General features: G+C 46.1%; 21 protein-coding genes. 18 read left to right on the top strand and 3 right to left on the bottom strand.

The window, feature by feature from the left end; translation table 11 throughout:
* A partial coding sequence (locus tag ABDK92_05225) for a NifU family protein (protein MEN3186025.1) occupies positions 1-154 on the top strand: 154 nt, incomplete at its 5' end.
* A 122-nt stretch (positions 155-276) separates the two neighbouring features.
* Here the strand turns inward: ABDK92_05225 and ABDK92_05220 are convergent.
* Complete coding sequence (locus tag ABDK92_05220; protein ID MEN3186024.1) at positions 277-1047, bottom strand: formate/nitrite transporter family protein; 771 nt, start codon at positions 1045-1047, stop codon at positions 277-279.
* A gap of 115 nt (positions 1048-1162) precedes the next feature.
* Between ABDK92_05220 and ABDK92_05215 the strand changes: the two genes are divergently transcribed.
* The 17 genes from ABDK92_05215 (at position 1163) to ABDK92_05135 (ending at position 19950) form a co-directional block, all read left to right on the top strand.
* Complete coding sequence (locus tag ABDK92_05215) at positions 1163-1804, top strand: corrinoid protein (protein MEN3186023.1); 642 nt, start codon at positions 1163-1165, stop codon at positions 1802-1804.
* Between the two features lie 93 nt (positions 1805-1897).
* A complete protein-coding gene (locus tag ABDK92_05210) occupies positions 1898-3592 on the top strand; it encodes a formate--tetrahydrofolate ligase (protein ID MEN3186022.1) in 1695 nt (564 codons plus the stop codon).
* A 20-nt stretch (positions 3593-3612) separates the two neighbouring features.
* Positions 3613-4599, top strand: coding sequence for an FAD-dependent oxidoreductase (locus ABDK92_05205; protein MEN3186021.1), 987 nt, complete (start codon positions 3613-3615; stop codon positions 4597-4599).
* Positions 4600-4688: 89 nt separating this feature from the next.
* Positions 4689-6011: a 4Fe-4S binding protein gene (locus ABDK92_05200; GenBank protein MEN3186020.1), complete on the top strand. Its 1323-nt coding sequence runs from the start codon at positions 4689-4691 to the stop codon at positions 6009-6011.
* Positions 6008-6379, top strand: a complete 372-nt coding sequence (locus ABDK92_05195; protein MEN3186019.1) for a hydrogenase iron-sulfur subunit — start codon at positions 6008-6010, stop codon at positions 6377-6379. Before ABDK92_05200 ends, ABDK92_05195 begins: the two co-directional genes overlap by 4 nt.
* Positions 6376-7026, top strand: a complete 651-nt coding sequence (locus tag ABDK92_05190; protein ID MEN3186018.1) for a methylenetetrahydrofolate reductase C-terminal domain-containing protein — start codon at positions 6376-6378, stop codon at positions 7024-7026. The genes ABDK92_05195 and ABDK92_05190 overlap by 4 nt, the downstream gene beginning before the upstream one ends.
* On the top strand, positions 7023-7940 hold the full coding sequence (locus tag ABDK92_05185; GenBank protein ID MEN3186017.1) for a methylenetetrahydrofolate reductase: 918 nt from the start codon (positions 7023-7025) through the stop codon (positions 7938-7940). Before ABDK92_05190 ends, ABDK92_05185 begins: the two co-directional genes overlap by 4 nt.
* A 2-nt stretch (positions 7941-7942) precedes the next feature.
* The gene (locus tag ABDK92_05180) at positions 7943-8437 is read left to right on the top strand and encodes a 4Fe-4S dicluster domain-containing protein (GenBank protein ID MEN3186016.1); all 495 of its coding nucleotides are present in this window, start codon (positions 7943-7945) and stop codon (positions 8435-8437) included.
* The gene (locus ABDK92_05175; protein ID MEN3186015.1) at positions 8427-12905 is read left to right on the top strand and encodes an FAD-dependent oxidoreductase; all 4479 of its coding nucleotides are present in this window, start codon (positions 8427-8429) and stop codon (positions 12903-12905) included. The genes ABDK92_05180 and ABDK92_05175 overlap by 11 nt, the downstream gene beginning before the upstream one ends.
* Positions 12899-13339 carry a hydrogenase iron-sulfur subunit gene (locus tag ABDK92_05170; GenBank protein MEN3186014.1) on the top strand — a complete coding sequence of 147 codons (441 nt, stop codon included), beginning with the start codon at positions 12899-12901 and terminating at the stop codon, positions 13337-13339. The genes ABDK92_05175 and ABDK92_05170 overlap by 7 nt, the downstream gene beginning before the upstream one ends.
* A complete protein-coding gene (locus ABDK92_05165) occupies positions 13332-14270 on the top strand; it encodes a 4Fe-4S dicluster domain-containing protein (protein ID MEN3186013.1) in 939 nt (312 codons plus the stop codon). The genes ABDK92_05170 and ABDK92_05165 overlap by 8 nt, the downstream gene beginning before the upstream one ends.
* A gap of 11 nt (positions 14271-14281) precedes the next feature.
* A complete protein-coding gene (locus ABDK92_05160; protein MEN3186012.1) occupies positions 14282-15295 on the top strand; it encodes a 4Fe-4S dicluster domain-containing protein in 1014 nt (337 codons plus the stop codon).
* Positions 15252-16091 carry an FAD/NAD(P)-binding protein gene (locus ABDK92_05155; GenBank protein MEN3186011.1) on the top strand — a complete coding sequence of 280 codons (840 nt, stop codon included), beginning with the start codon at positions 15252-15254 and terminating at the stop codon, positions 16089-16091. Before ABDK92_05160 ends, ABDK92_05155 begins: the two co-directional genes overlap by 44 nt.
* An 18-nt stretch (positions 16092-16109) precedes the next feature.
* A complete protein-coding gene (locus ABDK92_05150) occupies positions 16110-17441 on the top strand; it encodes a folylpolyglutamate synthase/dihydrofolate synthase family protein (protein MEN3186010.1) in 1332 nt (443 codons plus the stop codon).
* The gene (locus ABDK92_05145; protein ID MEN3186009.1) at positions 17435-18235 is read left to right on the top strand and encodes a dihydropteroate synthase; all 801 of its coding nucleotides are present in this window, start codon (positions 17435-17437) and stop codon (positions 18233-18235) included. The genes ABDK92_05150 and ABDK92_05145 overlap by 7 nt, the downstream gene beginning before the upstream one ends.
* A gap of 23 nt (positions 18236-18258) precedes the next feature.
* Entirely contained in the window at positions 18259-19107 is an 849-nt protein-coding gene (locus ABDK92_05140) for a hypothetical protein (protein ID MEN3186008.1), read from the top strand.
* 12 nt (positions 19108-19119) lie between these two features.
* Positions 19120-19950, top strand: a complete 831-nt coding sequence (locus tag ABDK92_05135) for a hypothetical protein (GenBank protein MEN3186007.1) — start codon at positions 19120-19122, stop codon at positions 19948-19950.
* On the opposite strand, the gene hydF is transcribed toward ABDK92_05135, so the two are convergent.
* Positions 19947-21200: a [FeFe] hydrogenase H-cluster maturation GTPase HydF gene (gene hydF / locus ABDK92_05130; protein ID MEN3186006.1), complete on the bottom strand. Its 1254-nt coding sequence runs from the start codon at positions 21198-21200 to the stop codon at positions 19947-19949. The genes ABDK92_05135 and hydF overlap by 4 nt on opposite strands.
* Positions 21196-22623, bottom strand: coding sequence for an aspartate ammonia-lyase (locus ABDK92_05125; protein ID MEN3186005.1), 1428 nt, complete (start codon positions 22621-22623; stop codon positions 21196-21198). The genes hydF and ABDK92_05125 overlap by 5 nt, the downstream gene beginning before the upstream one ends.
* Between the last annotated feature and the right edge of the window lie 11 nt (positions 22624-22634).

Genomic DNA, 22634 nt, shown 5'->3' with positions numbered 1-22634 from the left:
CGAACTTGTGGATATCGTCGACGGGGTGGTGAAAGTTCGATTGAAAGGAATGTGTGGCGCCTGCCCTATGTCGATGATTACCCTGAAAGATGGAATTGAAAGGGTAGTGAAAGAGGAAGTTCCCGAGGTAAAATCAGTCGAGCAGGTCTTTTAACCCTAAAAGAGGACAGGAGAGTCCTCTTTTAGGGGTTTTATGAACTTGCTTCATTTCGTGGTTTGTCAAAGATCTCCATTAAAGAGGAAAGTTACTTTGCTTACACAGAAATGTGATGGAAATCACTCATTACGGAGTATAATCCAATACAGAAATCCTACGAAGAAACTTCCTCCTACTATGTTTCCCAGAGTGACTGGGAAAAGGTTGGTAAAAATGACTTGACCCCAGGTGATGGGTGATGCTTCTCCCAGGTATTTTTGTGCCATTATTCCTGCAGGGAAAAAGTACATGTTGGCAATACTGTGCTCATAACCGAGGGCTACAAACGTGGTGATTGGGCCAGGAATGGCCAGAATACGATTTAGGTTGTTTTCCGCCATGATACAGAAGAAAACCGCAAGACAAACCAACCAGTTGCAGAGTATTCCCCTCACGAAAGCCTCGGAAAAAGTAAGACTGATTTTAGTCTGAGCAATATCTGCTATACGCTGTACCAGCACTCCTCCTCCCATTTTAAAAAGACCGGAGTGGGCGTAAAGTAGAGCAAGAAAGAAAGAGCCCAGAAAATTTCCCAAGTATACAACCAACCAGTTATAAAGGGTTATTTGGACGTAGCGGTACCCATGGAAACACTGCGCAAAAAGAAGGCAGTTTCCAGTGAATAGATCAGCTTTGCCCAAGACCACCATGACCAGTCCTACCGAGAAAGCCACGCCTCCCAGAAGTTGAGTCATCCCGAACGAGAGAACTGGCACTGCCGTGACCAGAGTGAAGAGTTGACTAGCAAAACCGATGTACACGCCAGCCAAAATTCCTCCAATAAAAAGGCTGAGGGCATCTTTTTGATTTTTAACCTGACACCATTTGACGAAAGTCTCCTTTCCTGACATATTTTCCTCCTTCTCATAACTTAATAATTTTTTAAAATTATATATCTATTTTATAGATTTTTCTCCTTTTTTTTGCTAATATTATTTTCAAATAATAGAGAGGGAGGGTTTCGATATGGCAGAAGTACTGGAACAGATTGCTCAGGAGCTTTTCGCTGGGAATGCTAAGGCAGTAGCTGAGTTGGTTCAGAGAGCCCTTGACGAGGGCATGACTCCGGGAGATGTTTTAACTGGTGGACTCATTAAGGGAATGAACGAGGTGGGGGTAAAGTTTAAGAACAACGAAATCTACGTCCCCGAAGTGCTCATTGCGGCTCGAGCTATGAAAGCAGGGATGGAAATTCTAAAGCCAAAACTTTCAGAGACTGGAGTAAAACCAATGGCGAAGATGGTCATTGGAACCGTGAAGGGGGACCTCCATGACATCGGGAAGAACCTGGTTTCCATGATGATGGAAGGAGCAGGTTTTGAAGTGATTGATTTGGGAATTGACGTACCAGCTGAAAAGTTCATTCAGGCTGTTAAGGAAAATGATCCTCAGCTGGTGGGCATGTCGGCTCTTCTTACCACTACCATGGTGCAGATCCGGGAAAACATCAAAGCTTTCAACGAGGCTGGTATCAGGGATAAGGTAAAGATTATGATTGGTGGGGCACCGGTAACCCAAAAGTTTGCTGATGAAGTTGGTGCTGATGGGTATGCACCCGATGCAGCTTCTGCAGTGGATAAGGCCAAGGAACTTTTGCATTTTAACTGAAGAGAAAGGGGGATTACCCCCTTTTTTGAACGCTTTTAATTAATTAACTTAACTAACGAATAATTAAGACACAAAATTTTCGGGAGGGAGATTATGCTCAGTGATCTTGAAATTGCCCAGAGAGCAGAAATGCAACCTATCACGGAAATTGCCCGGTCATTAGGTCTGGAGGAAGAGGATATTGAGCTTTACGGAAAGTATAAAGCAAAGGTTTCACTGGAAGTTTTGAAAAAGTTTCACCACCATCCACTTGGCAAATATATCGACGTTACCGCGATTACTCCGACTCCGCTGGGAGAGGGAAAAACCGTAACCACCATCGGTCTTTCGATGGCTCTTAATAGAATTGGTAAAAGGAGCATCGTCTGCATTCGACAGCCGTCCCTGGGTCCGGTATTTGGGATTAAAGGTGGTGCTGCGGGGGGCGGATATTCGCAGGTAGTTCCTATGGAAGATTTTAACCTTCACCTGACCGGGGACACCCATGCCGTTTCGGCAGCCCATAATCTTCTTTCTGCCTTCATTGATAATCACCTTTTTCATGGAAATCAACTTGGTATTGACCAGTTCAGTATAAGCTGGCCTCGGGTGGTGGACATCAGTGATCGTGCCTTGCGAAAGATCGTTCTCGGTCTTGGGGGAAAGGATAATGGGATTCCCCGGGAGAGTGGCTTTGATATTGCGGTGGCTTCAGAAGTCATGGCAATTTTAGCATTAACCACGGATATTTTTGACCTCCGCAAGAGGTTAGGAAAAATTGTAGTTGGATACACGAAGGATAAAAAACCAGTTACGGCGGAGGATTTGCAGTGTGCTGGAGCCATGACGGTGCTTCTTCGAGACGCTATTAAGCCGAACCTTTTGCAGACTCTGGAAAATACCCCCTGTTTTGTGCATGCTGGACCTTTTGCCAACATTGCCCATGGGAATAGTTCCATCATTGCGGACCAGATTGCATTGAGATTGAGCGAGTACGTGGTGACTGAAAGTGGTTTTGGAGCTGATTGTGGGATGGAAAAATTCATGGATATTAAATGCCGTTATAGTGGTCTTAAGCCTGATTGCGTGGTGATGGTCTGTTCCATCAGAGCTTTAAAGATGCACAGTGGTAAATATAAGGTGGTGCCTGGGAAACCCCTGGATGCAGAAATTATAAAGGAAGATCTTGATGCCCTGGTAAAAGGGTCAGAAAACCTCATAAAGCAAATTGAGAATGCCCGTCTTTTTGGGGTACCAGTGGTCGTAGCAATTAACGTTTTTTCTACCGATACCGACCGGGAAATTGAAACAGTGCAAAGGATTGCCCTGGAAAATGGTGCCTTTGCGGCTACAGTTTCTGAGGTATGGGCTAGGGGAGGAGAAGGCGGCCGGAAACTTGCTGAAGCGGTTGTCCAGGCCTGCGAGGAACCGAATCGATTCCAGTTCCTCTATCCTCTGGACATTGCGATTAAGGAAAAAATTGAAATCATCGCCACCAAAGTGTATGGTGCTGATGGTGTTGTGTATGAGCCCATGGCAGAGGAGAAAATAAAACAATTTACCGACTTTGGTTGGGATAAGCTCCCAATATGCATGGCGAAAACCCACCTTTCTCTTTCTCATGACCCGAAGTTAAAAGGAAGACCTCGAAATTTCAAACTTCCCATCCGGGACATTCGTCCCTCTATTGGTGCTGGTTTTCTTTATCCTCTTTGTGGTGAAATGCGTACCATGCCTGGATTGCCCTCTGTGCCAGCAGGAAATAAAATTGATATTGATTCTGAAGGAAACGTGATTGGTCTATTCTGAGAAAAGAGGAGGCAAACGTTTTGGATTTTGACGTCCTGATTTTAGGAGGAGGAGTGGCAGGATTGAAAACTGCAGAGTATCTCCAGAGTGATTTTCGGGTTGCCGTTCTGGAGGAGGAAAGATCCCCAGGGGGTCTTGCTTTGCAGCTGGGGTGTAAGGCCACTTCAGAGTGTCTATACTGTGGGGTTTGCAGAGCGCTCTCGGTGAAGAGGAAAAAACCAGAGTTTCCGGTATTCTCTGGGCGGACGGTTCAGGAAGTGCAAAAGAAAGCAGAAATGTTTTTCCTGTTTACCAATCGAGAAGTTCTCAATGGAAGGGCTCTCGTTGTTGCCACTGGTGCTTCCCCTTTTGATGCTCGAGAATTACCCAATTTAGGTTGGAAAAAGTTCCCAAATATTTATACCGGATTTGAAATTGAAACGAGTCTAAACCAGGGTATTTTTCAAAAGTTTGCCCACTGGAGGAGAATAGCATTTGTACAGTGCGTTGGTTCAAGAAACGTTAAAGAGAAACGTGGATACTGTTCTCAAGTGTGCTGCCGCTATGCTCTGCGTCTGTCTGAGGATTTACTCTTTCTGTATCCTCAGCTGGAAATCGACTTTTACTACATGGATCTCCAGATAGTCGGAAAGAAGACCGAGAAACTTTGGGAAACAACAAAGAAAATTCGGCTGGTACGGCAAATGCCTTTTGAAGCGAAGGAAAAGGACGGAAAGATTTTCTTGATTTTAGAAGGGAACTCTGGCGAGGAGCCCTCAGGATATGATGCAGTTATCCTTTCGGTGGGTATGGTTCCCTCACCAGGAACGCAAAAAATTGGGGAGATGTTACGGCTCAATTTTACTCCTGAGGGATTTATCAGAGATTATGGTGAGGGGACCACTTCACAGGAAAGAGTTTTTGTTTGCGGAACTGCCTGTGGTCCTCGCGATATCGAGGGCAGTCTGCATAGCGCCTGGCAAGTTAGCCAGAGAGTCCGAAAAACGATAGGGAGGATAAAGCTTTGAGGAAAGCACTCTGGCTTTATACAGACAATTGGAGCGTATCACCTTCCTGGATTTGGGAAGTGCAAAAGAAAACAGGGATTGACATAAAAGTGAAAAGATACGATGAAGATTTTTCTCCTGAATCTTTTGAGGAAATCTTTATTCTAACTGACAGTTTTTCCTGGGATAGAGAGCGAACGCTCAGATTCGCTCTAGAAAGAAAGGTAAATCCATTGAAAATCAGGGTTTTCCCCTGGGAAGAAATACAGCATGCTTTCCCCACCAAGGCTCTACAAACATTCGAACATTTCTTTATGGATGCTATAAAAAGGCAAAAGAAACCCCCCTCTGTTAAGGCTACTCAGCTTCTGCCCGAAAAACGAGTGCTCGTTACTCCTCGTCGAGAGACGATGCTGGAAGAAGCACTGTCCCGCTTGGATATTCCATACATTGTGAGAAAGGAACCGCTTCTGGTAAAAAGAGAGGGAATAAACTTTCTTCTCTATGATTCCCCTTCAGGGGAAACAGTAGGAGCAATCATTCTTCTTCCTGAATGGGATGAAAAACCACCGCTTTTTATTCCTCCTGAGGTCGAAGAAACAAGACGAATACTTCCCCTTAACCAATTTAAGAATGGTATGACTCGAAAGACGATGCGAAATAAAACCCTTGTTTTCATTGTGCCTCCAGATAGTTCCTCATTGTTGGAGGATTGGAAAGAAGTCTTTGGGCTTTCTCGGCGCCTGGCCGAGAGGGAACGAGCACAAGTTTTCGTTTTGGCCCAGGAAATCGTAGTGGCTGGTGCTTCCTTAGAGCAAGAGTATCGCGAGGCTCGAAATCAGGGAGTTTTATTTGAAAAAGTCAGGATGGATGCGGTGAAGCTACAACCTACTTTAGAAATGCAAGGAGCTTGGGTGGAGTTTGAAACTGAAAGAGATGGATACAGCCTCAAAATCAGAGCAGACTGGGTGATCTATGTGCCTCGACGAACATATCTTCCCTTTCCCGCCATACCCTGGTGGAAAGGAGAAAAGGAAGAAGAGGAATTTGGCGACCTTGAGAACCCAAATTTACCACCTTTTTCTTCGTTTCTTGATGGGGTATTCGTCTTCTCCCGACGTGATCAGGACAACTTCCTACAGCTTGCCCAGGCAGTGGAAGAGTACTTGAACCAGGGAAGGCTTACTCTTTCCGAATGTGCTTCAGTCGATGAGGAAAAATGTGTGCTTTGTCTCACTTGTTTTCGAACCTGTCCCTGGAGAGCCGTCAGTATCGAGGGAGAGAGCAAGAGAAAAAAAGCCCGGATTAACTGGGAACAGTGTCATTTGTGTGGTATCTGTATGGCTTTTTGTCCTGCCTCAGCTATCGGAATCAATAGCCTGTATACCGAAGATTTTTTCTTTATCAAGTCTACCTGGAGTGAAGAACAATGAGGATTGCATCGATTGGTTGTAATCAAGGCGGTTTTACGGCGCTCCTCCGCTTTCTTGAGGTATTTCCAGAGCATGAAATGGACGTTATGGCTGTCCCCTGCTTAGGGGTGGTTAATGAGGAAATGATGTTGAAGGTTTTGGAAAACGGCTATCAGTATTTGATTTTGGCGGGCTGTCCTTTGGGAAGTTGTGTGAATCAGCGAGGAAGTGATTTTGCATTTCGGAAAACTCAAAGAGTGAATACTCTTCTAAAAGAAGCGGACATCGATAAGAAAGTTGCGTGTGTGTTGGTCACAGCCGAAAAGGTGGGAGAGATTCAGAGAGTCCTTGAAAGTCTCTTATTGAACACCGTGGGAGAATCAAAATGATTGTTGGAGAGAGGAAACCCATTCGCGAAATCGTAGATAACCTAAAAACTTCTCGGAGTGTGCTGGTTTTAGCTTGTGGGACCTGTGTTACGGTATGCATGTCTGGGGGGGAGAAAGAAGCCAGGGAACTTGCTGCTATCCTCCGTTTGAAAGGATTTACAGCGCAAGCTTCGGTGGCGGAGAGGCAGTGCGAACCGGAATTCAACCTTGTGCTTCAAAAGGAGATTGCTTCGTACGAGGTGCTCCTTTCGTTGGCCTGTGGAATTGGAACTCAGGTTCTCTCCGAATGTTTTCCTGATAAGTTGGTTTTACCCGGTCTCAATACCACCTTCATGGGGGCGCCGGTCCACCAGGGAATATGGGAAGAACGCTGCTCAGGATGTGGAGATTGTACCGTTCATCACTTTGGGAATGTTTGTCCGGTGACTCGCTGTGCCAAAAGCTTACTCAATGGTCCCTGTGGAGGATCGAAAGGTGGTAAGTGTGAGGTGAAGTCAGAGCGGGATTGTGCCTGGCAGCTCATCTACGACCGTATGAAAATGCAGGGTAGGCTGGAAGAGCTTCTCTCGATTCAACCACCCAAAAATTGGTCTTCCTCTCGGTATGGGGGTCAGAGAAAGATGCTTCGTGAGGACGTGACATTATGAGCTTTTTAGCAGAAATTCTTGGTAGGGGAATCTTTGCTGTTACGGCTGAAGTGGGACCACCTAAGGGAACCGAAAGAAGTATCATTGAGAAAAAATGCTTGCAGTTACGAGGGTATGTTGACGCGGTAAACATCACCGATAACCAGACCGCCATTGTGCGCTTAAGTAGTCTTGCCAGTTGTCTTATCGCTCAGGATTGCGGAATAGAGCCAGTAATGCAGATGGTATGTCGAGATCGTAATCGCATTGCACTCCAGAGTGATTTTTTGGGAGCCTGTGCTCTGGGAATTGAGAACATCTTGTGCCTTACCGGTGACCACCAGAGTATGGGCAACCATCCTCAGGCAAAGAATGTTTTTGACGTCGATTCTGTCCAGCTTCTCAGTATTTTCCATAACATGCGTGACAGAAAGATTTTTGAAAATGGTGAAAATTTGAAAGGAGAAGTCAAAGTTTTTCTAGGCGCTGGGGAAAATCCTTTTGCTGATCCCATGGAGTTCCGGGTGTACCGTCTGGCAAAAAAAATCCAGGCGGGAGCCCAATTTATTCAAACGCAAGCTGTTTTTGATGTGGAGGCATTCTCCCGCTTCATGGAAGAAGTACGAAAGATGAAGCTTCATGAAAGGGCGTTCATTCTTGCCGGTGTCATACCAGTGAAGTCTATCCAGGCTATGCACTATATGCAAAAAGAAGTGCCTGGTCTTGTAATTCCTCAATACCTCGTGGAGAGGATGAAAAGGTCAGAGGACCCAAAGGAGGAAGGAGTTAAAATCTGTGTGGAAATTATCGAGGAACTAAAGAGAATAGAAGGAGTTCGAGGAGTGCATATCATGGCCATTGCCTGGGAAAGTATTGTACCGGAGATCGTCAAAAGGAGTGGCCTATACCCTCGACCCTTAAGAGAGGTTGAGTAACCATGATAGAAGAACGGTTGATTGATCCACAGTTTAAGTACCGGGTTGCTTCGCGTACCGGAGGAGAAGGGTTGCTGGTATGCTTTTCTTGTGGAGTGTGCACAGCTGGATGTCCGGTGGCGGAAGTGGAGGCGAATTTTAACCCCCGGCGCATTATCCATCAGGTTCTTTTAGGGGAAAAAGAAAAGGTGCTTACTTCTAAGTACCTGTGGATGTGTGTGGGGTGTTACCGCTGTACCGCCCACTGTCCCCAAGATGTTGAATTCACCAACATTCTCAAAGTCCTTCGAGAAATCGCCGTAGAAGAGGGATACGTGAGCAAAGAGTGGAAGGAGATTGTCGAAGACCTGGATCGAAGAACGCAGAAGCTACGGCGCGACTGCCTCGATTACCTTTTTGAGAATGCCATTTTTTCCTTTCCTAGATACCTCGGTTTTTATCAGAAAGAGATTGAAAAACTCTCTTTTGTAGATGGAGGGAGGGAAGATGAGCGATAACCACCTCAGCGGAGCAGTAATGGTGGTTGGTGGTGGTATTGGAGGAATCCAAGCTTCTCTCGACCTTGCAAATGCTGGCTTTAAGGTATACCTGGTGGAAAAAGATTTTTCCATTGGGGGAATGATGGCCAAGCTCGATAAAACTTTTCCCACCAATGACTGCGCCATGTGTATTCTTTCTCCGAAACTGGTGGAGTGTGGGAGGCATCTCAATATTGAGGTTCTTTCTTACGCTGAGGTTGAGTCGATTCAAGGTGTGCCGGGTGATTTCACCGTAAAAATAAGACAGAAAAGCCGATTTGTGGACGTAACGAAGTGCACCGGGTGTGGAGATTGTGCAGTCGTTTGTCCAATAAAGGTACCAAATGAATTCGACGGAAACCTTTCGGAACGTAAAGCCATTTATCGACCTTTTCCTCAGGCTTTTCCCAGTGCCTTTGGAATTAGAAAAAGAGGTGTACCAAACTGTCAGGCTGCCTGTCCTCTGGAACAGAAAGCCGAAGGATATGTAGCTTTAATCCGAGAAGGACGTTTTGAAGAAGCGCTTCGAGTGGTGCGTATGGACAATCCCTTTCCTGGTATCTGTGGTCGGGCTTGTCACCATCCCTGTATGGAACAATGTCAAAGGGGACTTCTTGATGAGGCAGTGGGAATTCCATATTTGAAGAGATTTTTGGCTGACTTTGAAGTGAAAAACAACATTGTTGCTCTTCCTAAAAAACAGGAAGAACAACAAAAGCGTGTTGCCATCGTGGGCGGTGGCCCCAGTGGGTTGAGCTGTGCATACTTTTTGCGACTCCTGGGATACCAGGTCACCGTATTTGAAGCCCAGGATCGCTTAGGTGGAATGATGACGCTGGGGATTCCTGCGTATCGCTTGCCAAGGGATATTGTGGAACGAGAGATTAATACCATTAAAAACATGGGTATTCAGGTTGCGTTGCAGAAGAGATGGGGAAAAGATTTCACAATTGAAGATTTGTTCCAGAACGGTTTCCAGGCGGTATACCTGGCCTGTGGTGCCTGGAAAGGGCTGAAAGCAGGAGTGGAAGGTGAAAACCACCCCCGGATTGTGGATGGTTTAAGTTATCTCATGCTGCTGAATAAGGGCGAAGAAGTGCCGGACGCCGAGACAGTAGTGGTCATAGGCGGTGGTAATGTGGCTATCGACTGCGCTCGAAGTGCCTTGCGGAAGGGAGCCAAAAAAGTAGCAATATACTACCGGCGTTCCCGGGAAGAGATGCCAGCCCGCGAAGAAGAGATTGAAGAGGCTCAGGAAGAAGGGGTAGAATTCTATTTTTGCGCCAGCCCCAAAAGGTTTTTGGAAAAGGATGGGAAACTTGTGATGGAAACCCACGTCATGAAGCTTTGTGCTCCGGACGAATCAGGGCGTCGGAGACCAGAGGTCATTCCAGGGATGGAGTACGAAGTGGAAGCAGACCTTTTTATCGTGGCCATTGGTCAAAAGATTGAACTTCCCGAGAGCGGTGTTGAACTGACTTCCTGGGGAACTGTGGCTACGGATGAAAATCTTCATACCTCCCGAAAGGGTGTTTTCGCCGGTGGAGACTTTGTGCTCGGTCCAGCAACTCTGGTTGAAGCCATTGCTCATGGGAAAAGGGCTGCTTTTGCCATTGACCGGTATCTTGCGGGGAAAAATGGGGACGTGTTATCCAAAATTCCCGCCCCATTGCATCTACCCTGGAAAGAACGAAGGATAGCAAGGGTGCAAACTCCAAAACGTGCTATTGATGAACGGATCAAGGGGTTTTTAGAGGTGACTCAAGGGTACACGATTCAGGAAGCTCAAGAGGAAGCAAGAAGGTGTCTTTCCTGTGGGGAGTGTTCGGAGTGCATGCGCTGTGTGGAAGCGTGCCAGCGCCGGGCCATTCAGCACGAAGAAAGGGAATACACGAAAGAAATTCGGGTGGGAGCTCTGGTTTTTGCTACTGGGAGCGAAATTTTCGACCCGACTACAGCGTACCGTGAATTGGGGTACAAGAAGTACCCCAATGTGGTCACAAGCTTAGATTTCGAACGTATCCTCAATGCTTCAGGTCCTTTTCAGGGTAAAGTCGTCCGTCCATCGGATAAAAAGGTTCCTCAGAAAGTTGCCTTTATCCAGTGCGTTGGTTCTCGTGATGAGGAGCGGGGCCATTCCTACTGTTCGTCGGTGTGTTGTATGTATGCCATTAAAGAAGCTTTGGTGGCCAAAGAACACTTAGCGGTGGAAAAGAGGGCAGAGAGCGCTTGTGCTCTGTGTGGTTGTGAAACCTCCTTGCCTTTAGTTGATGAAAGGGAAGAAAAATCGATTCTTGAAGTGGCTGTTTTTGCTATCGATGTCCGAGCTTACGGAAAAGACTTTGAACGTTACTATGAACGAGCCAAAAAAGAGGGAATTCGGTTCATCAAGGGAAAAGTTGGGAATGTCCGTGAGTTAGAAAACGGTGACTTGGAAGTGACCTATGTTGATGAACGTGGTTTGGTGAAGAAAGAGGTTTTCGATCTTGTGGTGCTCTCGGTAGGATTGCACATTTCCCAAGAAGAACAGGAAAAGCTGGAAAACCTTGGTTTATCCATTGCCCCCTGGGGACTCCCGTATACCGACGCTTCCTCTCCCATTCATTCCACAAAAGAAGGGATATTTCTCTGTGGTACCATATCCTCTCCCAAGGATATTCCGGATACAGTTCAGGAGGCCAGTGCTTGTGCCTGTGAAGTGGCTTCTTTCCTTCACTCCGCGCGCTTCAGTGAAGTGCGGGAAAGAGAGTACCCGATAGAAAGAGATGTGAGCACAGAACCAGTGCGCATTGGAGTTTTTATCTGCCGATGTGGGATTAACATTGCTGGCATTATTGATACAAGTGTGCTGGTAGAGTGGGCACGGAGTTTTCCTGGTGTCGTTTACGCCGAAGAAAACCTGTACACTTGTTCTCAGGATACTCAGGAACGGATTAAGGAAAAAGTTCGTGAGTATGCCTTGAATCGAGTCATTGTTGCCTCATGTTCTCCGCGAACTCACGAAGGGCTTTTTCGGGAAACCCTCCGGGAAGCAGGGCTCAATCCTTATCTTTTTGAGATGGCTAACATCCGCGATCAGTGTTCCTGGGTACATCAGGAATGGCCTAAGGAAGCTACCGAAAAAGCCAAAGATCTTGTGGCTATGGCCATTGCCAAAGCTTCTCTTCTTGAGCCTTTGGTTTCCGTACCTCTGGCCATTCAGAAATCTGTACTGGTTGTTGGTGGTGGACTCTCAGGCATGGTGGCTGCCTGGGAAGCAGCGCAGCAAGGGCTGGAAGTGTACTTAATTGAAAAAGAAGAAGAGCTAGGAGGGAGATTACGGGAATTTCGTGAGTACTTCACTGTGGAAGGGCAGAACCTTGTTCAGATTAAAAACGAACTCGCAGCAAAAGTCAGCAACCATCCTCGAATTCACGTTATGGTCAAAAGCAGGGTCAAGGAAAGTAGCGGTTTTGTGGGCAATTTTGAGACGGTGATTGAAGAGGATGGACAGATAAAAACCATAAAACATGGAGGAGTGATTTTGGCAACTGGAGGGATATCGTACCATCCTAAAGAATTCCTATATGGAGAAGACCCGAGAGTGATGACTCAAACTGAACTGGAAAAAATCCTTGGAAAAGAAGGCTTCTCCCAACCTGGAAAAGTGGTTATGCTTCAATGTGTAGGTTCTCGAAACACGGAGCATCCGTACTGTAGCCGGGTTTGTTGTCTTACAGCCATTAAAAACGCATTAAGAATTAAAAAACTCTATCCCGAAATGGAAGTGTATATCCTCTATCGCGATATTCGCAGTTATGGTCTTTACGAACGGTACTACCGGGAAGCTCGCCAAATGGGTGTGGTTTTTATCCCCTTTGCGGATGGTGATAATCCGGTGGTTTTCCGTGAGGATAATCAACTCTTGGTGCGGGTGCGAACAACTATTCTGGATGAAGAAATAAATTTACCAGCAAACTGGCTTATCCTTAGCACTGGTATTGAGCCTGAAATTGGAAATCGGGAATTGGCCCAGATTTTCAAGGTTCCACTTAATCAAGATGGATTTTTCCTTGAAGCGCATGTGAAACTTCGTCCGGTGGATTTTGCCACAGAAGGCGTTTTTGTCTGCGGTTTAGCTCATGGCCCCAAGTTGGCTCAGGAAAGCATGATTCAGGCAAAAGCCTGTATTGCTCGCCTTATGACCATCTTGAGCAAGGAAATCATTCATGCTGAGGCCCAAATTGCCAGGGTCATGGAACGTTGGTGCACGGCTTGTGGGGACTGTGAACGAGTGTGTCAGTACGGAGCTGTCCGGATCAATTTTGAAAAGAACGTGGCTGAAGTGAATCCCGCTCTCTGCAAAGGATGTGGATTGTGCAGTGCAACCTGTAAGAGTGGTGCTATCACGGTACAGGGTTTTGCTCCGGAGCAAATCCTCTCGGAGGTGGAATACCTCTCATGGTAAACGAAAATCAATGGGAACCTAAAATTGTGGCGTTTCTCTGTCACTGGTGTAGTTACGCTGGGGCAGACCTTGCTGGTGTGAGTCGGATTCAGTATCCTCCCAATGTTCGGGTCATCCGTGTGCCGTGTTCAGGTGCCGTAAATCCACTATACATTCTCAGAGCGCTCCGTGAAGGTGCCGATGGGGTGCTGGTTTCAGGATGTCACCCAGGAGATTGCCATTACTTCAGTGGAAACTACTTTGCCCGTCGGAAATTCTTTCTCCTTAAGGAACTCTTGAATTGGCTGGGCGTAGAAGAGGAGCGCGTTCAATTTTCCTGGGTTTCGGCTTCCGAAGGGCAGCGGTTTGCCCAAGTAGTGCAGGATGTGGTGGAAAGTGTGAAGCGGATCGGTCCTTCCAAAAAGATGGTAAAGGAGTTTTCTTCCCATGTATGAAGAAGAAATCCGTGCGTTGAGCGTCAAAATCCTTGGTGAGGTCGAATGGATCATTGGTTATGCCCATGGTACTCTTCCTTTTCGAGCTCGCCCATTTTTGTGTCAGAAAAAGGAAGATGTTACCCAGCTCACTTTTAATCATTTTTGTGGACATAACCTCGTCAAGTACCTCCTGGATAGAAACGCAAAAGAGAGAAAGGTCGCCATCTTTGCTAAGGCCTGCGATGTGAGAGCAATCATGGTACTCATTCGAGAGAGACAGGTCAAACGGGAAAACCTCGTTATCGCTGGGATTCCCTGTTACGGAATGGTAGACCGAAAAAAACTTGAGGAACATTTCGGATCAGTTCGGCCCTCGGATTTTGAATGGCACTTAGATAGCTTTACTTTTCGAGGAAAGACCATGAGCATTGGTCCTTTTTTAGATGCAACCTGTCAGCGGTGTCTTCATCCCAATCCTCCGCTTTATGACTACTTAGTAGGCCAGGAGGTTCAGTACATCCCCCGGGAACGATGGAATCAGAATGCTCTAAAGAAAGTTGATACACTTTCTAGAGAAGAACGGTGGACGTTTTTTGCTGGGGAGTCCAAAAAATGCATTCGCTGTTACGCGTGTCGAAATGCTTGCCCTTTGTGCTACTGTAAGGAGTGTTTCGCCGAAATGCAACGCCCCTACTGGTTGAGCGGAGCAGCAACGCCCAATGAAAATTTGCTTTTCCACATTGGACGAAGCCTCCACATGGCAGGACGATGTGTAGAATGCGGGGCTTGTGAAAGAGCCTGTCCAGTCGGTATTCCCATTGCCCTTTTGCCCTGTAAGGTTGAGGAGTTAATTCGGGAAAACTTTGATTTTGAAGCTGGCGTCAACCCTGATAAAGAACCACCGCTTCTCACCTATCGGGAGAATGATCCAAATGAGTTCATCAGGTAAGAGGGATGATCATGAGAGAAAAACTTATTACTCTGGAAACGTTCAGGAAAAAGGTGGCCGAGCACAGTGATTCGTTCCTGGTCACCGAGCAGGCACAAAAAATGTATTGTACACTTCTTCCCCAGGGTTTGAGAGTGGTTAAAACACCGAAAGAGGTCGTTTTTCCAGAATGGGAGGAAGTGTATCGGTTTTCTTTTCAGGATCGAAGCTGGAAATTGACAGAAACAGCAGGAAATGATTCCACTTTGCGTTTCCTTTTCCTCCTTCCCTGCGAAGCGAAAGCGGTGGTTGAAGTTTTGGATGGCAATTTTTTGAAAAAAGACTACGTCGATAAAAATTACTGGCAGAGAAGAAAAAACCTTCGTCTTGTCATTCTCGGTTGCTCCACTATGCCAGAAACTTGTTTCTGTTCCCTTGTGGGGGGTAGCCCTCTATGGCGAGATAAAGAGAGTATTTTTGTTTTCCCTTTCCAGGAAAGACTCTATGTGGAAAATGATGACCTCGCGCTTTTTGAAGAGGGAAAGAGAATCGACGCCGAGCAAAGGAAGGCCCTGATGTTTGCAGAAGAAGAACTCAAAGCCAAACTCCCGCCGTCTTTACCGCCTGATTTTCCCCAAAAGCTTTATGCACACTTTGAGGAAACGATATGGAAAGAATTGACCTGGCGATGCATCAATTGCGGTGCCTGTACTTTTCTTTGTCCTACCTGTTACTGTTTTGACTTGTCTGTGGACGGAAGGTTACAAGGTTTGGCCCTAAAAACCTGGGACAGTTGTATGTTTCCCAAGTTTACTTTACACGCTTCTTCGCATAATCCTCGCCCCACCGGAAAGGAACGAGTGCGACAGAGGGTTATGCACAAGTTTTCTTATCTTCCGCTGCGAGAAGGATACTATGGATGTGTGGGATGTGGAATTTGCCGGGAAATTTGTCCAGTGAATTGGGACATTCGAGAAGTAGTGGAAAGGATGGCGAAACACATTGGATACTCTATCCGTACCTGTCAAGAACATCTATCTTCCTGAATTAGTTCTAATTCAGGAAGTCATTGAGGAAACCAAAGATATTAAAACTTTCCGTGTTCGACGCCCCCAGGATTTCGAGTATCGTCCTGGTCAGTTTGCTGAAGTTTTTGTCCCCGGAAAAGGAGAAGCACCGTTTTCCATCACTTCTTCGCCCACTCAAGAGGTACTCTTGGAATTCAGTATTAAAAGAACTGGTACGGTTACCGAAGCACTCCATCGACTAAATCCTGGAGAGCTTATTGGAGTGCGAGGTCCCTATGGAAATGGTTTTCCGATTGACTCACTTAAGGGACAAAACCTCCTCTTTGTTGGAGGAGGGATTGGACTTGCTCCACTTCGTTCCCTCATCAATTATGTCCTGAGTGCTCCGTACCGCAAGGACTTTGGTGAAGTCTTTATCCTTTATGGAGCCAGGACGCCTCAGGACCTTGTTTTTCGTTGGGAATTGGAGGCTTGGGGGAAGCGGAAGGATCTCTCGCTTCTTGTTACCGTGGATCGCGGAGAAAATTCTTGGAATGGAAGAGTGGGACTTGTCCCAGAAGTACTGAAAGAATTACGTATCGATGCACGAAATTTCGATGCCCTCGTATGTGGACCACCAATTATGATAAAATTTACCGTTAAAACGCTCCTTGAAATGGGTTTTCAGGCAAACCGTATTATCACCACTCTGGAAATGCGGATGAAGTGTGGTCTTGGTAAGTGTGGTCGGTGTAACATCGGTCCTTACTACGTCTGTAAAGACGGACCGGTTTTTTCGTACGAGGAATTACAGAATATGCCTGAAGAGTACTGAAGTCGAAAGGGAAACGCGATGACCTATCGGGAAGCCATCCAGTATCTCTATGGACTTATTGATTACGAAAAAACGCCCCTTTCATATTCTGATCTGAAGCTGGAGCGGATGCGGGAGCTTATGGAAAGAATAGGAAATCCCCAGAAACGATTTCCCGTCATTCTTGTGGCAGGGACCAAGGGAAAGGGAAGTACTGCGTATTTTCTCATGCGCCTTTTTTCCGCTTGGGGGTTTCGATGTGGGTTCCATTCGAAGCCCCATCTTTTCACCTTTCGTGAGCGAATTCGTATCGGAGAAAAATGTATTTCGCCTCAGGATGTAGCTTTGCTCCTTGAGTACCTGATCCCAACTATCGAAGACATGGAACATCATTCTCCTTTTGGGCGACCCACCTATTTCGAGGTTTCTGTGGCCATGGCACTTCTCTACTTCTACTTTCAGGAAGTTGATGTGGCTATAGTTGAGGTAGGTCTTGGAGGACGTCTTGATGCTACAAACATCTGTGATCCATTGCTTACCATTATCACTCCGATCAGTTTTGATCACATGGAAATTCTTGGCGACACCCTGGCGAAAATTGCCCAGGAGAAGACTGGTATTCTCAGAAAAGGCGTGAAACTTATTCTTGCCCCTCAGGAAGAAGAAGCCAAAGATACAATCTTTGACGAAGCTTCGCGCAAAGGTTCACCAGTATTCCCGGTAGAACGGTTCTGTTGTTACGAGATTTTAACACGGGGTATCCATGGTTCTTCCATCTGCTGGGAAATTGAGGGATGGGGAGGCGGGGAAAGCCATGTACCTCTTCTTGGTGACCACCAAGTTTTGAATCTGATGGTGGCACTCCTGGCAGGAAAAGAATGGGGCTTACCATTTCGCAAGCAGAACGTGGAGGGAGCCCTTAAAGGAGCTCGGTGGCCCGGCCGGATTGAAGTGCTTTCCCAGCAACCATTAGTGGTATTTGACGTAGCTCACAACCAGGCTTCGTTTGCACAGTTAACTACAACGCTCAGAAGTTTTCTCCATGTTTCCAAAGCAGTTTTTCTTCTCGGTTTTTTAAAGGGAAAAGAGTACTGGAAAATTGCTGAAGAAATTGTCCCGCAAAGCCGGAAAATTATCCTTACTCAGCCACTCAATCCTAAAGCCGTAAGTCCATTGGAAATTGTTCCCTGCTTTGAAAGGCAGGGCATTCCAGTCGAAGTTGTGGAAGACCCTTTTGAAGCTCGAGAAGTTGCTTTTCAGTATAGCAAAAACATGCATTTACCCCTTATTGTAGCCGGGTCGTTTTACTTAGCTCAACCCTTTATACAAGAATTTTCTTTATCTTATAAAGAGGAGGTAGAAATATGCTAATCGTCGCTGAGCGGATCAACGCAACTCGTAAGCCCATACGGGAGGCTCTGGAAAGAAAGGACAAAACGTTTTTTATTGAAGAAGCTCAGAAACAAGAACGGGCTGGGGCTCACTTTATCGACATCAACGCTGGAACCGATGCCAAACAAGAGGTGGAAAATCTTCCCTGGCTTGTGGAATGCATCCAAGATGAAGTGCAGATTCCCCTATGTCTTGATTCGGCTAATGATGTGGCGTTAGAAAAAGCCCTCCAGGTGTACCGGAAAAATCAGGTTATGATTAACTCCTTTACCGTAGAAGAGGAACGGATTCGAGCCGTGCTTCCCAAGGCCAAAGAATATAATGCTTTAGTAGTGGGATTAGCCATGGGAAAAGGAAATATTCCCCAATCGGTGGAAGAACGGATGAAGCTGGTTGCCCAGTTAATTGAGGCCATCCAAGACTATGGTATAGAGAAAGAAAAGCTATTTATTGACCCCTTGGTCGTTCCCATTGGGACTGACCAGATTCAGGGTAAGGTGTTCTTGGAAACCATCAAGAAAATTAAAGAAACCTATCCCGAAGTTCGGACCATCTGTGGGCTCAGCAACGTCTCTTTTGGGATGCCCAACCGCCGTCTTCTCAACCGGGCTTTTATGGCCTTATGTGTAGGGTATGGCCTTGATGCAGCCATCATCGATCCCCTTGATGAGGAACTCATGGCCATTCTTTTTGCCTCTCGTGCGCTCATGGGTTGTGATGACTTTTGTATGGATTATATCACTGCTTTTAGAACCGGGAGGTTGAAGGTATAATAAGAAGAAGAATGTGAGGGGGGATGGTGAATGGTGTGTGTAAAGTGGTATTACGGGTGATAGGAGTAACCGTTTTTTTGGGAATCCTGACATTTTCCTCATTTTCACAGGAAGGCGATATCCTTGATTTTAGTCTTTGTCGAGGGCTGGACAAAGACGGGTTTCCTCTGGAACGAGTCGACAAATTCAGCACTGAGGATGAAAGAGTCGTTTTCTGGATTTTTCTCCAGGCTGTTCATAAGGGTGACGAAGCCAGATGGCAATTTTTCGGTCCTGGCGGTGAGGTGTACGAAAGCACCCTTATTTTTGAGGAGGATAAAAGCTATGTTGGTGTTCAGGGTGAACTGGATCTCACTCAAAATACAGGAAAACTCAGTCCTGGAAACTGGCAGGCCAAGTTTTACCTGAGGGAAGAAAAATTGCTTGAAGTACCATTTACCTTGGTGGAGAGTAAAATTGCGGAAAGCAAAAGTTTAGAAGAAGCGGTGGCAAAAACGGTTTCTCTTTTGAACCAATTTGGATATCAGGTTTTAGAAGTCAACATTTCTGAAGATGACCAAGCCTATATCCGCATGGCCATGGTGGGGCAATCTATTGACCAGATTTTCTGGAATCAGATTGGGTTAGGTTTTGAAGCCTTGGAACGGATTTTTCCTGAAGTTTCCTGGCTCCTTGTACAGCTCATCATGGATGAAGAATACCTACTCAGTTTTCAGGTAAAAGCTTCTGACTTCGATTACTGGCGCAAAGGGTATCTCAATAGTGACGACTTTTGGAAGAAAAAGGTATATCGCTACGTTTACAATATAAAGGAGAGAAAAGATGTGGATGTCCAGCGCTTTTATATGGAGAAATTTAAAGTGATGTATTAGGAAGTGAGAGAAATGCGGAGAATCTTTGAAAGGTTTTCTCCAGCTGATTTTCAGTTTATCGTCGATTTATTGTGTGAGGATGAAAAACAGAAACCTCGTTTCCTGGCTCTGGTCAGACAGGACCCTAAATCTTTGGATTCCCTTCTGGACCAGGATTGCATTTTTAAACGGATTTTCGAAAAGGAGGACCTTTTTGCCCGGATTAGTCCTTACCTTTACTTTGAATTGTTGCTTCGTCGGGCCATTCTTGATATTCGGAGAGAAGCTTATACGTTGGAAACCATTGGCTACAAAACCAGGGTCCCAGTTTTTGATCAGAAAAGAGTATTGGAGGTATTTTCAAAGGATATGCTTCGAGATTATCTGGTGGAAATGCTTGCTTCTTTTGTCCGGATCAACAATTTCACTGTTTATGTAAGGAAAGGGAAGGGCATTTATTTTAAAAAGACCTTTTCTGATTTTGATTTGGATTTCCTCTCCGAAATGGGGGAAAGGTCTGAAGAACCGTATCGTTTTTTCTTTTTGAAACGAGCAGGTGACGTAGCACTCTTTATAAGCGGAATTTTCCCTGAGTATATCTTTGGACGGCCTGATGCGGGACATTTCCACTCCAGGGGTAGTTGGTTGACAAAATGGGCCAACCGAGGCGAAGAACTGGAGGAACGAGGAGCTTTACTCTATCGTCAAGCCAGCGAGAGCCAGGTTGCTCGAGAGCAAAATCTTGATTCGGTGCTCGGTTATCTTGCCGAGAATTTTTGCTTTACTAAAAAGCCCTTGAACGTGATGACTGACCGGTACTTGATTTTCCGCAAATACGATATTTTTCAGATTCTTTCCAATTAAAGAGACCATCGTCCACCTATACTCCGGTAAACTTCTGGGGAATGAGCTTCCTTTTTGGTATTTTGTACTTCAGGAAATACTTCAATAACCCGAGGAAGAATACCCTGGAGGTGGGCAATGAGGACGCCATAATTGGTAATGGGCACGTGGCTTTCTTTGGCTCGGCGTAAACGATAAAGCATCCCTTTTTGATTGATCATGCAACCTCCACAGTGGATGATGAGTTTATATTGGGATAGGTCATCCGGAAGATTTGGTCCCGCCACCACATCAAATTGGAGACGCACGCCCAATCTCTGCTGTACCCACCGGGGGATTTTAACCCTGCCAATGTCGTCAGGAAGAGGATGATGGGAACAGGCCTCGGCAATGAGAACCCGATCGAAGGGTCGCAATTGTTCGATGGCTTTCACTCCTTCCACAAAAGTAAGGAGATCTCCCTTGTAGCGGGCAAAAAGAATGGAAAAACTGGTGAGGAAGACATTTGGTGGTATCGCTCCAGAAACCTTATGAAAGACCTGAGAGTCAGTGATAACCAGTTTGGGAGTTCCATTCAATTTCTGCAAACTTTCTACCAGCTCTCGCTCTTTGACCACAAGAGCTATTCCCTCAGCGTCGAGAATATCACGGATGGTCTGCACTTGCGGTAGAATCAGACGCCCCTTAGGAGCTCCCAAATCAATTGGTACGACCAGAACGACCAGGTCCCCCGGTTTGATAAGGTCTCTGACCAGTGGTTTTTCCTGGTAAACCTTTTGCAGCAGATCAACGATAGCAGTTTTGAGTTCTTTTATTCCCTCCCGATTCAGGGTGCTGGTACGAAAAACTGGAATGGAAAAAGGGAGGTTGAGGGAATTTTCATGATTCTGGTCGATTTTATTATGGACTCCAATCACAAGGATCTGTTCTTGGTTGAGAATCTGCAGAAGCTCTTTTTCCAGAGCAAAGTCGGTGTGGTTGTCCCACACCAGGAGTACCACATCGCACCGATGAAGAATTTCCAGTGATTTTTTCTTCCGTAACTCCCCCAGAAAGCCGACGTCGTCGAGCCCAGCTGTATCCACAATCACCACTGGCCCAAAGGGCAAAAGCTCAATGGCTTTAAAAACAGGGTCGGTGGTGGTACCAGGTACATCAGATACAATCGCTACTTCTTGGTCGGTCAGGGCGTTGATGAGCGATGATTTCCCCACATTTCTGCGACCAAAAATCCCAATATGTGGCCTAATACTACGCGGTGTTGTTTCAATCACCATTTTTTTTCAGTTTCCCCCATCCCGGTATTCCAGGTTTTAAGAACTCAGAAGGAGAGAGAATTATTTCCAGTTCTTCCCTGGTAAAGAAACCCCGTTCAATGAGTATCCCTCTCAAACTTTTATTTTCTGTCAGGCATTCCCTGATGAGCGCCGTGGTCTTCTCGTGTCCAAGGTACGGGACGATGTGGGTCGCCAGGGCAAAACTCCGGTCGAAGAGTTCCTGGCATCTAGAAATATCGGCCTTGATATTGGGAACATATTTTTCTGCGAAAACCGTTATCCCTACGGTTAATTCTTCGAGCATACTGAGGATATAGAACGCTACAAATGGCAAAAGATGGTTGAGCTCTAATTGTCCGCTTGAGCAAGCGAAAGTAAGAGCCTGGTCTTTTCCCATGACATCTATACTGATTCCTTCCAAATATTCACAGAGTATCGGATTTACTTTGCCTGGCATGATTGACGAGCCCTCTTGAAGAGGAGGAAGGATGATCTCCCCAATTCCAGCTCTCGGTCCCATAGAGAGGAGTCGCAAGTCATTGACCATCTTTCGCAAATTCACCGCCAAAGCTTTGAGGAGTCCAGAGACTTCTACGAAGACGTCCAGATTCTGGGTATTTTCAAAGGAATTCATCGAATGAGCTATAGGTAATCCAGTGATTTCTCTAAGGTACAAAACGGCTTTGCTGGTATAAAGAGGGTGGGCATTGAGTCCAGTTCCCACTGCAGTACCACCTAAGTTGACTTCCTTAATTCTTTCCTTGCTTTTCCAAATCCGCCACCTATCCCTGGCGATGGCTTCGGCCCAGGCTCCAAACTCCATACCCAGGGTAATGGGGACAGCATCTTGGAGCTCGGTACGGCCGACTTTGATAACCTGAGCAAATTCAAACTCCTTTTTCTGAAGGACATCCTGAAGGAGGACAATGGCTTTCTCCACTTTTTCCATTTCCCAGAGGGTAGCCACCCTCAGAGCAGTAGGAAAGACATCATTAGTGGACTGGCTGAGGTTTACCGTATCGAATGGGTTTACAACATCGTATCGTCCTTTTTCGAATCCCATGATTTCCAGGGCTCTATTGGCAATGACTTCGTTAAGATTCATGTTGAGCGAAGTACCTGCTCCACCCTGAAAAATGGAAACTCCAACTTCCGTATCGAATTGACCTTTCAAACCCTCCTGACATGCCTTGAGAATTGCTTGAGCTATGTCTTCCTCGATAAGACCAACATCCAGATTAGCCTTTGTACAAGCCCATTTTACGGCAAAGAAGGCTCGAATGAGAGAACAAGGCGGAGGGATGAAAAGTGGAAAATTCTCTCGGGCTCGTGCGGTGTGGATTCCCCAGTACCGTCCGGCAGGAATTTTTTTCTCTCCCAGAAAATCCCTCTCGATCCGGAAATTATCCTCTTTCACGGTTCCACCCC

It is taken from the genome of Atribacterota bacterium, from assembly GCA_039638595.1.
Lineage (GTDB): Bacteria > Atribacterota > Atribacteria > Atribacterales > Caldatribacteriaceae > Profundicultor > Profundicultor thermophilus.
Note: the sequence above shows the minus strand (reverse complement) of the source record. Positions and strands in the feature narration are given on the sequence as shown.

Excerpts from the sequence above, each read along its gene's own strand:
- ABDK92_05220 (MEN3186024.1), bottom strand. The coding sequence starts at position 1,047 with ATGTCAGGAAAGGAGACTTTCGTCAAATGGTGTCAGGTTAAAAATCAA.
- ABDK92_05215 (MEN3186023.1), top strand. The coding sequence starts at position 1,163 with ATGGCAGAAGTACTGGAACAGATTGCTCAGGAGCTTTTCGCTGGGAAT.
- ABDK92_05210 (MEN3186022.1), top strand. The coding sequence starts at position 1,898 with ATGCTCAGTGATCTTGAAATTGCCCAGAGAGCAGAAATGCAACCTATC.
- ABDK92_05195 (MEN3186019.1), top strand. The coding sequence starts at position 6,008 with ATGAGGATTGCATCGATTGGTTGTAATCAAGGCGGTTTTACGGCGCTC.
- ABDK92_05190 (MEN3186018.1), top strand. The coding sequence starts at position 6,376 with ATGATTGTTGGAGAGAGGAAACCCATTCGCGAAATCGTAGATAACCTA.
- ABDK92_05185 (MEN3186017.1), top strand. The coding sequence starts at position 7,023 with ATGAGCTTTTTAGCAGAAATTCTTGGTAGGGGAATCTTTGCTGTTACG.
- ABDK92_05180 (MEN3186016.1), top strand. The coding sequence starts at position 7,943 with ATGATAGAAGAACGGTTGATTGATCCACAGTTTAAGTACCGGGTTGCT.
- ABDK92_05175 (MEN3186015.1), top strand. The coding sequence starts at position 8,427 with ATGAGCGATAACCACCTCAGCGGAGCAGTAATGGTGGTTGGTGGTGGT.
- ABDK92_05170 (MEN3186014.1), top strand. The coding sequence starts at position 12,899 with ATGGTAAACGAAAATCAATGGGAACCTAAAATTGTGGCGTTTCTCTGT.
- ABDK92_05165 (MEN3186013.1), top strand. The coding sequence starts at position 13,332 with ATGTATGAAGAAGAAATCCGTGCGTTGAGCGTCAAAATCCTTGGTGAG.
- ABDK92_05160 (MEN3186012.1), top strand. The coding sequence starts at position 14,282 with ATGAGAGAAAAACTTATTACTCTGGAAACGTTCAGGAAAAAGGTGGCC.
- ABDK92_05150 (MEN3186010.1), top strand. The coding sequence starts at position 16,110 with ATGACCTATCGGGAAGCCATCCAGTATCTCTATGGACTTATTGATTAC.
- ABDK92_05145 (MEN3186009.1), top strand. The coding sequence starts at position 17,435 with ATGCTAATCGTCGCTGAGCGGATCAACGCAACTCGTAAGCCCATACGG.
- ABDK92_05140 (MEN3186008.1), top strand. The coding sequence starts at position 18,259 with ATGGTGAATGGTGTGTGTAAAGTGGTATTACGGGTGATAGGAGTAACC.
- ABDK92_05135 (MEN3186007.1), top strand. The coding sequence starts at position 19,120 with ATGCGGAGAATCTTTGAAAGGTTTTCTCCAGCTGATTTTCAGTTTATC.